Annotated in this window: 12 protein-coding genes and 1 tRNA gene; 7 read left to right on the top strand and 6 right to left on the bottom strand. The window is 69.8% G+C overall.

Translation table 11 applies throughout. From position 1 onward, the window contains the following. Positions 1–408: tetratricopeptide repeat protein (locus B0E53_RS12555; RefSeq protein WP_210406043.1), on the bottom strand; the 408-nt coding region annotated here is incomplete at its 3' end. 232 nt (positions 409–640) lie between these two features. Here B0E53_RS12555 and B0E53_RS12550 point away from each other — a divergent pair. Then, positions 641–724, top strand: a tRNA-Leu gene (locus B0E53_RS12550). Here the strand turns inward: B0E53_RS12550 and B0E53_RS12545 are convergent. From B0E53_RS12545 to B0E53_RS12535, 3 genes are all read right to left on the bottom strand, one after another. Further along, positions 706–2448: a recombinase family protein gene (locus B0E53_RS12545; protein ID WP_107076218.1), complete on the bottom strand. Its 1743-nt coding sequence runs from the start codon at positions 2446–2448 to the stop codon at positions 706–708. The two genes, B0E53_RS12550 and B0E53_RS12545, sit on opposite strands and share 19 nt — an antisense overlap. 284 nt (positions 2449–2732) lie before the next feature. Then, the gene (locus tag B0E53_RS12540) at positions 2733–3662 is read right to left on the bottom strand and encodes a DNA methyltransferase (RefSeq protein WP_107076217.1); all 930 of its coding nucleotides are present in this window, start codon (positions 3660–3662) and stop codon (positions 2733–2735) included. Further along, positions 3655–4377 carry a hypothetical protein gene (locus tag B0E53_RS12535; RefSeq protein ID WP_107076225.1) on the bottom strand — a complete coding sequence of 241 codons (723 nt, stop codon included), beginning with the start codon at positions 4375–4377 and terminating at the stop codon, positions 3655–3657. Before B0E53_RS12535 ends, B0E53_RS12540 begins: the two co-directional genes overlap by 8 nt. 76 nt (positions 4378–4453) lie before the next feature. Between B0E53_RS12535 and B0E53_RS12530 the strand changes: the two genes are divergently transcribed. Beyond that, positions 4454–5665, top strand: coding sequence for a TIGR02391 family protein (locus tag B0E53_RS12530; protein ID WP_210406042.1), 1212 nt, complete (start codon positions 4454–4456; stop codon positions 5663–5665). A 100-nt stretch (positions 5666–5765) separates the two neighbouring features. On the opposite strand, the gene B0E53_RS36995 is transcribed toward B0E53_RS12530, so the two are convergent. Together B0E53_RS36995 and B0E53_RS12520 are read right to left on the bottom strand one after the other, a co-directional pair. Continuing rightward, positions 5766–6533, bottom strand: a complete 768-nt coding sequence (locus B0E53_RS36995; protein ID WP_146167656.1) for a hypothetical protein — start codon at positions 6531–6533, stop codon at positions 5766–5768. Then, complete coding sequence (locus B0E53_RS12520) at positions 6533–7414, bottom strand: hypothetical protein (protein WP_107076214.1); 882 nt, start codon at positions 7412–7414, stop codon at positions 6533–6535. Before B0E53_RS12520 ends, B0E53_RS36995 begins: the two co-directional genes overlap by 1 nt. An 840-nt stretch (positions 7415–8254) precedes the next feature. Here B0E53_RS12520 and B0E53_RS12515 point away from each other — a divergent pair. The 5 genes from B0E53_RS12515 (at position 8255) to B0E53_RS12495 (ending at position 14531) form a co-directional block, all read left to right on the top strand. Continuing rightward, entirely contained in the window at positions 8255–9076 is an 822-nt protein-coding gene (locus B0E53_RS12515; RefSeq protein ID WP_107076213.1) for a hypothetical protein, read from the top strand. Positions 9077–9359: 283 nt separating this feature from the next. Then, positions 9360–9803: a pilin gene (locus B0E53_RS12510; RefSeq protein ID WP_107076212.1), complete on the top strand. Its 444-nt coding sequence runs from the start codon at positions 9360–9362 to the stop codon at positions 9801–9803. A 368-nt stretch (positions 9804–10171) separates the two neighbouring features. Next, positions 10172–11818: a hypothetical protein gene (locus tag B0E53_RS12505; RefSeq protein WP_107076224.1), complete on the top strand. Its 1647-nt coding sequence runs from the start codon at positions 10172–10174 to the stop codon at positions 11816–11818. Beyond that, on the top strand, positions 11815–12741 hold the full coding sequence (locus tag B0E53_RS12500; protein ID WP_107076211.1) for a PrgI family protein: 927 nt from the start codon (positions 11815–11817) through the stop codon (positions 12739–12741). The genes B0E53_RS12505 and B0E53_RS12500 overlap by 4 nt, the downstream gene beginning before the upstream one ends. Beyond that, positions 12738–14531 (top strand): conjugal transfer protein TraC, encoded by a 1794-nt coding sequence (locus tag B0E53_RS12495; RefSeq protein WP_107076210.1) that lies wholly within the window; start codon positions 12738–12740, stop codon positions 14529–14531. Before B0E53_RS12500 ends, B0E53_RS12495 begins: the two co-directional genes overlap by 4 nt. Positions 14532–14620: the final 89 nt, after the last annotated feature.

Genomic DNA, 14620 nt, shown 5'->3' with positions numbered 1-14620 from the left:
GCCGGGTACGGCTGCTGCACCGCCGGCAGCGACATGGTCGGCCCCGACAGCGCCGCCGGATCGGGCTGCGGACCGGCAGGCCTCGTGCCGGTTGCCGAGTTCCTCCGCCACGCCGGCGAGGTCGAAGCTGAGCGCGAGCATCAGCGGATCGCTGTCGGCGCGGCGGCGCTCGCCGGCCGCGTACGCCTCTTCGAGGACCCGCCGTGCGGCGGCCGGGTCGTCGGCCTCGCGGTGCAGTCGGGCCAGCAGGTGGCCGGTGGCGAGTACGTCGGGGTGGTCCTCACCGTAGGCCGGTCGGGCCGCCGCGATGGCATCGGCGAGCAGGCGGCGGGCGGTCGCCAGGTCACCGGCGGAACGCAGCGCGAGGGCCTGGTGTTGAGCGGCGGTCAGGGGGGAGGGGTGGGACACGTGAGCAATGCTGCCCGGAATCGCCGGTTCCTCGCTACCCGCCCCCCAGGATCCGGTCTCGACTGCCGGGTTTGGCCGCCCGCCTGCCGGACTGACCTGGGGAAACGCTGCAGCGTGACGGCGATGTGCATGATCCACCCCGGCCGTGTACAGTAATGCCCCGTGCAGCCCACCGGGGCGGCCGAACCGGTGAGAAGATCACCTCGGCCGACAGGGTAGGCTGGACGAGCAGGTCCGGGTGGCGGAATGGCAGACGCGCTAGCTTGAGGTGCTAGTGCCCGTATAGGGCGTGGGGGTTCAAGTCCCCCCTCGGACACGTACAGTTACCCCACAGTAATCAGCGTCGGGCCTAGCCTCGACGCTGATTTTGTTTTCACCGGGGTTGTAGGTGAGAGCGAGCCGTAGTTCGCGGTAGACGGTGCTCTTGTCCTCGCTGCGGGCGTTGCGCAGGGTGTTGCGGACGTCGTCGAAGCTGCCGACGAGGCGCCGGATCTCCTCCTCGGTGAGGCGGCGGGGAGCCTGTTCCTGTGCAGCTGCTTTGTCACGCTGGGCGAGGGCGGCGGCGCGTTGGGCGTTGACCTCGGCCATCCATGCGGCGACGGTGACCGGGTCGCCTCCGGCGTCGGCGACGGCGCGGTACTGAGAGAGCTTGGCGTCGCATGCCGCAATGATCTTGTTGGCGGCGGTGATTTCGGGGACGCCGGTGCTGGGCCCGGCGGCGGGCTGGGCGGCGTGGAGTCTGCGGATCGTGTCGGTGAGCCGGTGCGGGGCGAAAGCCCTGAGAAGCCAGTTGTCGAGTGCGGGGACGATGTCTCGTTCCGCGACGTAGACGTTGCGGGGGTGCTGGACGTGGTTGGCCAGGGCGTACTCGTTGGGGTAGCGGCACCGGTAATAGGCGAGTTCATGTGCCTGGTGGCTTTGCATCTTGCGCCCGCACAGTCCGCAGATCATGAGTCCGCGGAGGATGTAGGGGCGCCGCACTCGGCGCTCTCGGGTGCTGGTGCGGCCTCGGCCGTTGGCTGCCATGATCGTCTGGACCAGTTCGAAGTCGTTGACGGTGACAAGCGGTGGGTGGGCGATTGAATCTGACCATACCCACGAGGACTTGTCGTTCCAGCGCATCCGGGTTTCGTAGCCGAGGGCGACGTCGTTGACGTCGAGGAGTACCTCGTCCTTGCGCTGTTTGTTCCACACTTGTCGGCCGGTGTAGCGGGGGTTGGACAGGATGTTCTTGACGGCGCTCTTGGCCCAGCCTTCGCCGGTGCGATGAGGGTTGCGGGCGGGGTCGGCAGCTGACGGCGACGGGATGCCGTCACGGGTGAGCGCCTCAGCGATGGCGAAGTAACCGTGGTTGGCGAGGTACATGGCGAAGATCCGGCGTATGACGGGCCCGGTGGTCGGATCGGGTTCGAGCTTGTGCAGGCGGCGGCCGTCAGCGGCCTTGCCCGGGTTCGGGTGCGGTCCGGCGTCCGCGAGGCGGTACCCGTAGGGTGGGCGCCCGCCGAGGAACCGGCCTTCGATTTTTGCCTGCGAGGTCATGGCAGTGCGGACGCGGACCTTTACACGGGTGCGTTCGCCCTTGGACATGCCGCCGAACACGCTCATGATCAGGTCATGTGCTTCGGACTCGGGGTCGATCGCGCCGCCGACCTCAGGTACCCAGAGTCCGACGCCATAGTGGGAGAAGACGGGCATGGTCAGGCTGTACTGGTTGCCGTAGAAGGCGCGCTGCGGCTCGCCGATCACGACGGCGTCGAAGCCACGGTCCGGGTCGGCGAGGGCGTCGAGCAGCCTGGCAGCGTGGCGACGTCGCTTCCATGGCAAGGAGCGGGACAAGCCGATGTCGAAGAACTCGGCGACGATGATGCCGCCGACCGGCTCGATGAGGCCGGTAGCGCGTGTGAGCTGCCAGTTCCTAGACGCTACGGGGTCTTGCTGGTCCTCAGTGGATACCCGGCCGTAGAACGCGAACCGCTGATATTCATCGTCGGCGAGCAGGGTGGCAGCAGTTTCTTCGATTCGGGGTACGTCGATGGTCACGGAGCGAGCCTTCCGGGGTGTTGTGGGGCGGGCATCTGCCGGCCACCCGCGTATGGGGGTTGGCCGGCAAATGCGCCATCAACCAGATCCACGCATACCGGTATGAAGAGATCAAGCGTCGGCGGACCCGGCCGAACCCTGGCGACTGCTGGTTGACGAGCGTTGCAGCAACGTCAGCAGCACGTGGGCCACGGCATCGGTCAGCTCCGGTTCGGTCCGAACCTCGATGGTCGGCGTCGGGCTCGTCCCGGAAGTTGTAGCCGGCTTCTCCGGCGGGCGGTCACTCATGAGGAAGCCCTGAAGACCACCACGTCTTCGTGCTGAACGAGCCATTGCGGGTCGCCGATGGCGATGGCGTCCCGGATGTTCTTCTGCTGGAAGAACGAGGCGCGGGGAATGATCACGCCGTCGCGGACGCCGCAGATGAGGGCGATGCACTCCTCGACCAGTTCGAGGCCGGCGTTGATGCCGGCGGCGGCGACCATGCCGGGGATGTCGATGAGTTCGCCATGGCGGCGGTAGGGCCGGGCGGTGACGACGACATGCCCGCCGGGGCGCAGCAGAGCCCGGCAGCCGGCGAGGATCGCGGTGAACCCGTCGGCGAGTTGACCGTGGCTGCGGTAGGCAAGGTTGTCCGCGCTGCCGTACTTGTGGTTGATCTTGCGGACCTTGCCGCGTCTCGGGCCGGGGGTGCGGACGTGGCCGTGGGTGGACGATCCGTAGGGCGGTGAGGTGATCACGAGGGAGACCTGGCCGTGCAGGCTGGCCGGCAGCAGTGCCGGCAGCGCGGTGGAGTCCCCGTGGTAGATCTCGCCGCGGCCCGGTGCCCCGGTCTGGACGGTGTGGCGGATGTTGTCGGCGGCCTTGGCGACCCATTCGGCTTCGTACTCGACGCCGACGCCGTGGCGGCCGAGGTGCATGGCCTCGATGATGGTGGTGCCGATGCCGGCCATGGGGTCGAGGACCACGTCACCGGGGTTGGTGTAGGTGCGGATGGCGTACCGGGGGATGGTCGGCAGCATCTTGCCGGGGTGCGTCAAGGACTCCGGGGTGTATCGGCCGCGCCGCAGGTCACGCGACGCGGTTTGACCGGTGAGCCAGACCGAGCCGAGGTAGCCCTCGGCGAGCAGGGCGGCCAGCTCGGACGCGTTGGGGTAGGGCGGTTCGGAGTCGTGGGGGTCGCCGGTGTGGAACGGCAGACGAGGCTCAGGCACGGGCGTTCTCCTCACCGGTGGCGGTGGTGCCGAACGCGAGCAGGTCCCGGAACGTCGGCAGGTGACGGCCGTCGAGCAGCCGTCGGCGGTCGTTAGCCTCGTCGGGGCGTTCCGGGGTGGTGCGTGGCTCGTGTTCGGGCAGCGGGACGAGGACGGCGGGGATGTGCTGGTGGTAGAAGAAGCCGGCGGCGCGGGCGGCGGCGATGACGGTGGCGCGGTGGCTGAACTCGCCCGACTGGGGCTGCGCGGCGGTGAGTCCGACCAACAGGAAACCGCCGGGGCGTAGCAGAGGCCGCCAGGTGCTCATTGCTGCGGCGATGCCGTCTCGGGTGAGGCCCTGTGCGCCCTGTGGCAGGGCCGCCAGGATCAGATCGACACGTGGGCCGGAACGTCGTACCGCGTGACGTGTCCAGCGTTCGGGGGAGGGCGGCAGGAGCCGCACGTGCAGGCCGTGACGACCGGTGATCAGTCGGGCCGATACCCGGTCCAGATAGGCGGTCGCGGCGACAGCGGCGGGGTGCGCGTCGAGGTCGAGCACCACGTCACCGACATGGGTGTAGCGGCGGATGAGGTAGGCGAGGTAGCTCAGGGGGAGCCCGTGCCAATCCGGCATTCCCGTTCGAGGCGTGCGCGGGACGCGGGTGCGGGGAAGGAGCAGCCCGACCGGCGCCGGCTGAGGCCGGTCACCGGGGGCGGTGGAGCTGGGCTTTGGCATGGTCGTGTGGGCCACGTCCGCCGACAAGCGCTGACACTAGGGGATTACAAATCCGGGCCTCGGATTGGAAGACGCCTTGGCTGCCGATCTGGGTGCGCCGCTCGGCGTCGCCCGGTTAAACAAGATCGTCAACGGGTTGAACACGCAGTTCAGGGCGTCGAGACACCGGCTTTCAGCATCACCCACCCGTGCACGGCTGACGCGGTGCGTGGGCACGTCGAACAAGATCCGCGCTGGCTTGAACAAGATCTTCGTCTGCTTCAAGGTACGGCGGCTATGCCGTGAGGACGACTACCCATGCCCATCTGCCGGTGCTGCGCATGGCGGGCCATGCCGATTAACCATCGCGGCGCTGCCACTCAGACCGATCGACGCGGTCTCGCTCGGAGCGGGTGTCGGTGCGCAGATCAGCCGTGGAACGATGAGACGCGTGGAAGCGCGGAAGAACCCGGATTACCTCAAGGCCCTGGCGTCGGCGGTTGCCGAATTTCGCGACGCGCTCGATGACCTGCTCGAACTGTACGTACAGAACGGGGAGGGGGGCGGATTCGGAGGTGTTGCGCGCGGCATCGCCCCTGCGGTGTTCCTCCGCGATGGCTCCGACCCGAAGGAGGTTGCTCGCCGCCAGGCCCGAGTTTCTCGTGCCGCCGGGCGGGCTGCGGCAGCCGTACCCTTGACCCAGGTAGCGGTTGCTGTGCAGGGCGTCGGCGTTGTTGATCCGATCGCCAATTGGCAGACGATCACGCGGCCGAAGCCCCTTCTGGAGGCGGTTGACGTACTCGGGGCATGCGACCGAGCGCTCGGCCGGTTGGATGGTCTTATCCTGCAGGCCGAGGCAGAACGTCCGCCAACTGTTGGGGCGGAGGCGATGCATCCCATGGTGTGGGGCGCAGCCTCGCGATTGTGGCGTGACCGGCACTTCCGCGAGGCCGTGGCGGCTGCGGCTGAGGCCGTCGCCCTGTTGGTCAAGACGCGTACCGGGCGCAACGATGTCGCTGATACGGCGTTGTGGCAGGAGGCGTTCTCGGACAAGGAGCCGGTGCCGGGCAAGCCGCGGCTACGCTGGCCGGGTGATCCGACGAACCGAGATGTCAGCTCGATGAATGGAGGGCTCCGGTTCTACGCGCCTGGTGTGCAGATGACGATCCGCAACGCCGTGGCACACGGGGCGGGGCAGCTCGATGAGCAGGACGCTGTGGAGCGGCTCGCTGCTCTGAGCCTTCTTGCCCGCTGGGTCGACCAATGCGACTTGGTCGAGGCGCCGGCCGAACCTGATAGGGCAAACTAGCCATACCTCTGCCGTGGTGAGGGGCGAGCCGGATCGACTCGCGTTGGCTACAGGCTGACGTTGCCGAGCAACGGGGTCGCGCGGTCGTTGTCGATCGTCTCTATGGATGCGGTGTAGATGGTGCTAGGGCTGGGGCGCTGCCCGTCGGGCCCGGGGCCGAGCTGCCTTGCGGGCTCGTTCGCTCGGGTGGGCTGCTGGGCGAGGAAGGCGTACAGGTCACCGGGCATGTGGTCGATACTCCTGCGGGATTTGACTGCGGGTTGCTCTGCTGATTCGGGGCGCTGGAGATGAACGGCCAGATCAGCGCGTACAGCATCGCAGATGCGACCGCGAGCAGGACGCCGTCTCGGAGGACCGTGATTCGGGTACGGATGGTCTCTTCGCCCCAGCCGACCGCTTGGGCGTAGCCGATCGCGACCTGCTGTTGCACGGGTGTGGGCCCCGTAGCGATCGTGGGTGTGTCGACGCGTCCGAAAATGGCCTGTGATGTGAGCAGGGAGACTGCTCCGCCCAAGGCGAACAGGGCAAGGAACGCGCTCACGACCCAAACGACGCCGGTCCAGGGCGTGTGAGTAAAGGCGTGATTCGCGCCCGCCGCAAGAAGGCCGATCTCCGCCAACCCGACGGTCAGCATGGTCGCTGCTCGTGACTTGTTCTTCTCAAGATCAGCCAGTTGTCGGTCGAGTTGTCGGCGTCCTTCTTCAATAACGATCTTGTAGTCGTCCTCGGTGAGGCCGTCCAGGCTGTCGGCGAAGTCCTCGGGCCGACCGAAGGTGGGCACATCGATCCCAGGGCGGAACACGGCGAGTACGTAGTAGGCGTACACCCGGGCCTCGGCAAACCGTTCACTCGGGGCGATGACCAGCACTACCGGCCCGCTAACCAGGCGGCGAGGGCCTGCGCCACCGACGTGGCAATCGGCTCGGGAAGAAACATCCACTGGCCACCCGGATTCAGGTCGAGGAAGACCGGGCCATCCCTGTCGATCAGCCAGTCCTGGCTGCTGTAGCCGACGCCCAAACCTGCGGCCAGCCGCAAGGCGGCCTCCTCGACCTGCGGCCACCGGTCCGTGGCCCTAAAGGTGTGGTGGGCAGATTCGTGCTCGCGCCAATCGATGGGCAGGCCAGTGGCATCCAACGCTGCGGTCCACGCACGACTGCCGACTGTCACGATCCGCAGGTGGGTTTCGGCCGCAACGACCTCCTGCGCAAGGAACGGCGCGTCGAGTAGGTCGATGCCAGCCAATTCGGCAGCCGGAACCTTCTTGACGTAGAGCACCTGCGACGAGCCGTCCGGCTCCTGAAAGTGGCCAGGTCCGAGCGGTTTCAGAACGAACGAGTCACCCAGTTCTTCCACCAGGTCACCCGGTGAGCCGCTCATGGCTGTGGCCGGGATCCGGACCCCGGCGGTCAGAGCGGCGCGGTACTGCACCACCTTGTTTTCCGCGGCAAACAACGGGTCCACCGGGGTTACCCAGGTCAGGCTCGGCTCGCGCAGGATCGCGGCGAGTAGCGCCAGCCGTGACGACAACCTTGCAGCGGCGTGACTGCCAAGAGGCACTCCCAGATCCCAGCCCGCAGGAGCCAGGCGCCGGATCCAGCCGCGCGCAGCCATGTGATTCGCTCCGACGCTGACGGCGGCGCCGGAGATGTCGACCAGTCGAACATTGACTGGGTCGAGCCATTGCACGACGTCGCTTTGGCTGGCTGCGTCGAGGACGACCGTGCCTCGGGCGGGCAGCAGGTCCACGACGGCATCGACATGTGGGTCTCCGCGTTCCCCGACAATCAGGACAGGTCGAGTACTCAAGGCGCAACCGAACGCAGAAGCATGCCTGACCGCTCTTCATCGGTGCTCTCGACTGACTCGGTGAACCGCGTCATCGGGCGAGGGTGGGGGTTGGTCATCCCTGGCACCATCTCGACGCGGGAGGAGGTTGCTGCTTCGGTCGCCTTGGCTGCGATCGGAGCAGGAACACTCAGAAGGCGATAAAGATCCACCGGACGTAACTCCCTCACTCGGCGTACTTCGAGGCGAATCTGGCCGGTGTTCCACGGCGGTGTTGGCTCCTGGAACCCGATCGTCGTGCCCGCGCTGAACAGGGTACGCAATCTGCCGACCCGCAGACGGCCTCGGAACATTCGGGCGGTCTACGGCCCCGTGCGGAAGAGCCGGAGGTCGACGCTCAAGATGGCCGCGTCGGCGCGAGCGGTTTCGGCCCCGGAACCTTCAACGAGATCGCGATAGGGCGTGAGTGCACTCGCGAGAGGCTTGTGGCCCTCCTGCTTCCTGCCTATGGCTGCCTCATGGGCGGTGCGTGTATGAGAGTGCTGTATCGACGGCAACGGCCGGCACCCAGCTCCTTGAACAGCCTGACCACGGGTTGCACGCCCTAGCCCGGGTGCCCGCCGGCTGACGTCGAGACGCGTTGACGGGGGACCGGCGGCGGCCGAGTTGAACACCTGCCGAGACACCCTGAACAAGATCATGAGTGTTCTTGATCTGTTCAAAGGCCCTGGTGGCGTGGTGGCACAGCGCCGACCGGCACTCCCGCCGACCGGCGAACGGTCATCACGAGGGAGCACCACCATGGACCGCCGTACCCCCGCTACCGAGCCAGCCATCTCCCGGCGCGGCGAGACGCTGCTCAACGACATCGAGTACCGCTTCCGGCTGATAGGGCAGGGACCGAGCCCGCTGTCGGTGGACGGCCGCAGCCTCGGCCAGGGCCTGCCCCGCCGGGCCATCGCCCTGCCCGAGCTGTCGGCAATCCTCATGCACCCGTCCTGTGGCTACGCCGCCCGGGACGCGGCGTGGCGGCTGCTCGTGCAGCGTGCCCGCACCGATGACCGGGGCTGGCGTGCCGGTGCAGTCGGTGTCGCGCTGCCGGGCCTGCGGTTCAAGGCGTACCTGCTGGCCAAGTTGTTCACCGGCGATGTGCAGGCCGCCATCGTCGAGCACTTCCTGCGCGCTCTCGGCACGGTCGATGTGGCCAAGCCGGGCGTGGTCGGCAACCTGTTGTCGGCGGCGTTCTCCAAGGCCCGCGCTGAGCTGCGCGAGCAGGAACCGGGGTCGTCCAGGGCTCCGAACCACACCCCTGGGGCGGTGCTGCCGCCGGCCCCGTACGGCCACCCGGATCTCATCCTCGCCCGTGCGGTCACCGCGGAGGTCATCAACGCACAGGAGGCCGAGCTGATCGGCGCGACCTACCTGGAAGAGTTCAGCCTCACCGCCTACGCCCAACACACAGGCCAGACCCGCTGGAACCTCTACAAGCGCCGCACGGCAGCGGTCGCCCGGCTCAAGGCCGCGATCGAGTCCGGCGAGTTGTGCGACCCGTACGCCGAAGTGATCCACGAGGCCACCGCGACCCTGGCCCTCGACGCGCCCATCACGCGGAAGCGTCCGTAAGCACCTCGCCTGAGCTGCGGGTTTCCAATCCGGGGCTCGGATTTGTTATCCCCTAGTGCGGGACTCTTCCGCGCAGGTGACCTTGTTCCGACCGGACCGCTGACGGCGCTGACATCCCGCACGGTCCCCGGCCCACCCGCCATCTCTGGTGAGGAGGACGGCCGCGCCGGTCGGCACCACAGGTCACCCACGAGCGCACCGCCCGGTCCCGCCTTCGCCACCCACTCGCGCCCCACGCCCCGCGGCGGGCCGCGTCGGCGTGCACACCGGAGGTGCCAAGCCCATGAATCCCCACCCGATCCCACGCCCCGAGGCGGCGGTCCGCCGCCTCGGGGCGGGCAGGCGCGGACGGCCGTCCGTCCGCCACCTGCCTCGACACTGCCCTCGGACTGTCCGCGCCGCTCTGCTGCTCCTCACCCCCGCTGCGGTGACGGCAGCCCTCGTCGCCGTGCCGACCGTGGCATTGGCGGCCGAGCCGGCTGCGGTGGTGCTGGCCGCCGAGTCGATCCAGCAGGTCGCCAACAACATCCGCACCTGGCTCCTCGGCATCCTCGTCGCCGTCGCCACCCTGTTCCTCACCGTGGGCGGCCTGCGTTACCTGGCCGCCAACGGCGACCCCGGCGAGGTCGAGAAGGCCAAGCTCGCGCTGCGGTCCGCCGCGATCGGCTACGCCCTCGCGCTGCTCGCCCCGCTGTTCGTGACCATCGTCAGCGGGTGGGTGGCCTGATGACCGCCCTCACGCTCCGACCCCGCCGCCCGGTTCGACCGGTGTCGTTGCTGCTGCTCGCCGTGGTGATCCTCGCCGCCCTTGCCCTGACCTGGGCCGGGCCGGCGCACGCCGAGCCGAGCCCGGCACCCGGCCCGCCAGCTACCGCACCCGGCACGCCGCCGACGCCCGGCGTGCCTGACCCTGGCGTCCGCCCGGGGGTGGCGGAACCGTCTCCCTCTACGCCGGCACCCTCGCCCGGCCCGGCCCCGACTCCCAGCCAGCCTTCTGTTGACGATGATCCGGCCTGGTACGACATCGGAGGCCAAATCCGCGGGGCCGTGGTCGACCTGGTCGTGTGGGCCGCTGAACAGGCCCTCCCGCCGGTGATGGAAGCCCTCGGCGCATCGTGGCTGTCCACCCCCGACTTCACCGTCAACGAGCACGTCAAGGCGATCTGGACAACCAGTCTGATCGTCGCCAACGGCATCATCGTGCTGTTCATCGTCGCCGGAGGGTTCCTGGTCACCGCGAGGGAGACCCTGCAAACCCGATACGGACTCAAGCAGGTGCTACCCCGCATCGCCGTGGGTGTGGTCCTGGCCAATTGCAGCCTGATCATCGGCCAGAAGGCCATCGAACTGGCCAACGCGCTGACCGTGGCCATCGCCGGCAACACGATCGACGGACCGGCCGCCGCGACCGCCATCCGGCAGGTCGTGGACAACGCCCTGCGAGGCGGCGGGTTCCTGATGGCGTTGCTGACCATCGCCGTGATCGTGATGTGCCTCGTCCTGGAGTTCACGTTCGTCCTGCGTCTGGCGGCGCTGGTCATCCTGATCGGGGTGGCTCCGGCGGCGTTGATCTGTCACGCCAGCCCGCTCACCGAGGGCGTGGCCCACCTGTGGTGGCGGTGCACGCTGGCCTGCCTCGGCCTGCAACTCGGTCAGGCCATCGTCGTCATGGCCAGCGTCAAGGTGTTCCTCACCCCCGCCGGACCGACCGTGCTGGGCGTGCCCGCGACCGGGCAAGGGCTCCTCGGCGTCGTGGTCTGCCTGACGATGCTGTGGCTGCTGATCAAGCTGCCGGGCTGGATGCGACAGTTCGTTCTCGGCCCGCTCGGACAGCACAACGGGCGAGGACTGCTCGGGCAACTCGTCCACGCCTTCATCATGATCAAGACGTTGGGTGCGGCGGCCGGCGTCCTTGGCGGTGCGAACGCGGCTCGGACCCCCGGGCGGACGCCCCCTCGTCCGCCCGGCCCCCGTCCATCGCCGGGCGCCCCCCGTCCGCCCCGCCCGCCTCGTCCGTCCCGTCCGGGGCCGACTCCCGTCCCGTCGTCCCCGCCGGGACCGGCGGCCTTCAGCCATGCCCCGGTCACCCACACGCCGCTGCCCGCCCCGTCCGGGACGAACGCCGCCCCCACCTTCAGCCACCCGGCGGCACCGTCCACACCGACTCCAACGCCGTCCGGCGGCGTCCCGGCCGCGCAGTTCTCCCACCCGTCCCCGGCCCAGCCGAGTCCACCGGCCCCGCCCGCACCACCGGCCCGAGTCGCCTTCAGCGACGCCGCCACCACGACACCGAGAGCAACACCCAGCGCTGCGGTCCCGGCGGTGACGTTCTCCGCCGCGCCAAAACCGCAGGGAGCCCCGCGCCGACCACCTGCCCCGGTCACGCCGGTGTTCTCGGCAGCTCCGGCCGCACCGGGCGCCGGCGGGTCACAACGAGCCTCGACCCCCGGGACCCGGCCTACGGCGGCGCGGCGCGCTACCCCGAGCGGGCAAGCAGCTCCCAACCCGGGCACCCCGTCCGCTGCCCGGCGAGTACCGGCCACCAGCGCACCGCAGCCTCGTCCACCAGCCTCGTCCGTGCCGCCGTCCACGGACGGTCGGCGGTCGGCGGTCCCAGCCTCGCCGCCGTCCCCGGTGGGTCCGGCAGGCGTCGGTACCGGGCCGTCCCCGTCCCCGCCGCCGGCCCGGTCGTCCGGTCCGGTGCGGCGCTCGCCGTCGAAAGCGAGGGGTGATCAGCGATGAGCCGTCAAAGCGACGAGGCTCCGATGCGGGCGCGGGTTCCCGCAGACATCGAGCGGCCGGACCGGATCGCGTTCGGCATGTCGGGACGGCAGTTGGTGATCCTGGCCGTCACGGGCCTGCTGCTGTACGCGGCGTGGACGGCGGTGGCCACCCTCGTACATCCATTGGTATTCCTCGCGGGCGCGATGCCGCCCGCCGCTGGGGCGTTCCTGCTTGCGGTCGGCCGCCGGGACGGCGTCAGCCTTGACGCCTGGGTTCTCGCGGCGCTGCGGCATCGCCGCAGTCCGCGTCGGCTCGTGCCGGCCGACGGGCCGATCGTCCCGGCCCCGGCATGGGTGCAGAGCACAGCCGGGCCGGGTGACCGGCTACCGCTGCCCGCACCACTGCGGCTTCCCGCGCAGGGCATCACCGGCGACGGGCTGATCGACCTCGGGTCGGATGGCACCACGGGCCTGGTCGCCGCCTCGACAGTGGCCTTCGGGCTACGCACGCCCGCTGAGCAGAACGGCCTGGTGGCCGGGTTCGCACGGTGGCTACACAGCCTCGATGGCCCGGCGCAGATCGTGGTGCGGGCACAGCGGGTGGACCTGAGCTACCTCGCCGACCGGTTCCTCGCCGCCGCCCCGGGGCTGCCGCATCCGGCACTGGAGGAGGCCGCCCGAGCGCACGTGGCCTTCCTCGATGACCTGGCCGGGCAGCGCGAGCTGCTGCACCGGCAGGTCACCATAGCCGTGCGCAGCCGACGCGGCGCCCACCACGCCGCGCATCACGCTGCCGAGGCGGTGCGCGTCCTCGCCGGCTGCGAGGTTCCCGCCCGGGTCCTCGACGGAACCGAGGCCACGGTGCGGCTCGCGGCCAGCCTCGACCCCACCGCCGCGCCCCTCACGCCCTACGCCACACCTGACGGAGGTGACGACCTGTGAGCCTGTTGTCCGCACTGCTGTCGACGCGGCGACGTACCGCGCCCGAGTCGGCAACGATCCTGCCCGGTTCCCCGGACGCCGTTGAGGTCCACGACCGACACGTGCGGGTCGGGGACGGCTACAGCGCCACCCTCGCCGTCGTCGGCTACCCGGCCGAGGTTGGTCCGGGGTGGGCGGAGCCGCTCCTGTCCTACCCGGGTCTGGTCGACGCCGCCTTCCACATCGAGCCGGTCCCGCCGGCGGTGGCCTCCGAGCGGCTACGCAAGCAGCGCGGCAGGTTCGAGTCCTCCCGCCGTCACGACGCGGCCAAGGGCCGCCTCGACGATCCCGAACTCGACGCCGCCGCGGCCGACGCCGCCGAGCTGGCCACGCGGGTGGCCCGAGGCGAGGCCCGGCTGTTTCGCCTCGGCCTGTACCTGACCGTCCACGGCACCAGCCCCGACGACCTCGCGCAGCGGGTGGCCGAGGTGCGGTCCCTGGCCTCCTCGCTGCTGCTCAACACCGCGCCGGTGACGTGGCGGCAGTTGCAGGGGTGGATCAGCGGCCTACCCCTCGCGTTCGACGCGCTCGGGATGAAGCGGGTCTTCGACACCGACGCCCTCGCCGCGAGCTTCCCGTTCACCAGCCCCGACCTGCCGGACACCGCCGGGGATAGCGGCATGGGTGTGCTATTCGGGTTGAACCTGCACTCGGCCGGGGTCGTCGTCTGGGACCGGTGGGCGCAGTCCAACTACAACGCCGTCGTCCTCGCCCGCTCCGGGGAGGGCAAGTCGTACCTGACCAAGCTCGACCTGCTGCGCAACCTGTGCCTCGGGGTGGAAGCGTTCGTCATCGACCCCGAAGACGAATACCTGCGCCTGGCCGACGCGGTCGGCGGCACGGTCATCCGCCTCGGCGCGGCCGGTGTGAAGATCAACCCTCTCGATTTGCCGCCCGGTGACGACGACGCTCTCCACGACCGAGCACGGTTCCTGCACACGCTGGTGACCGTGATGGGCAGCGGTGACACCGCTGTCAGTCCACCGCTGCCCGGCGAGGAGGCCCGCTCCCTCGATGTTGCCGTGCTGGCCGCCTATCGGGCCAAGGGCATCACCACCGACCCGCGCACCTGGAGCCGACCGGCGCCGCTGCTGGCCGACGTGATGGCCGCCCTGGAGGACACCGACGACGCCGGCCGCCGAGTCGCCGCCCGCCTGCACCCCTACGTCGCCGGCAGCATGAAGGGCCTGTTCGACGGACCCACCACCACCGCCGCGCAGGGACACCTCGTGGTCTTCGCCATCAAGGACCTGCCCGAGCAACTTCACCCGGTCGGCACGCTGCTCACCCTGGACACGATCTGGCGCACCGTACGCGGAGCCACCGCCTGCGGCGCCCGCCCGGACGTGCTGCGGATGGTGTTGGTGGACGAGGCGTGGAAGCTGCTGTCCGGCGGGCGCGGCGGCGTATTCCTGGAGACCCTGGCCAAATCGGCCCGCAAGTACGGCGTCGGCCTGACCGTCGTGACCCAGGACGCCGCTGACGTCCTCGCCACCAAGACCGGCCGCGCCGTCGTCTCCAACGCGGCCACGCAGATCCTGCTGCGGCAGGCACCGCAGGCCATCGACGCCGTGGCCGAGGCATTCGGGCTCACCGACGGCGAGCGGGCGTTCCTGCTGTCCTGCCAGCGCGGAGACGCCCTCCTCGCGGCGGGATCTGCGCGGGTGGCCTTCCACAGCCACGCCTCGGCCACCGAGCACGAGCTGATCGTCACCGGCCCGGTCTCCGGCCTACCAGCCCGCCGTCGCTGACCCGGCCGGCGAGCCTCCTCCTACCGCCGATCGGAGTCCCCGATGGTTCCCATCCCTGTCCTGCCCCCGTCCCCGCCTCTGGAGCCTGC

The sequence above is a fragment of the Micromonospora sp. MH33 genome, assembly GCF_003013775.1.
Classification (GTDB): Bacteria; Actinomycetota; Actinomycetes; order Mycobacteriales; family Micromonosporaceae; genus Micromonospora; species Micromonospora fulviviridis.
Note: the sequence above shows the minus strand (reverse complement) of the source record. Positions and strands in the feature narration are given on the sequence as shown.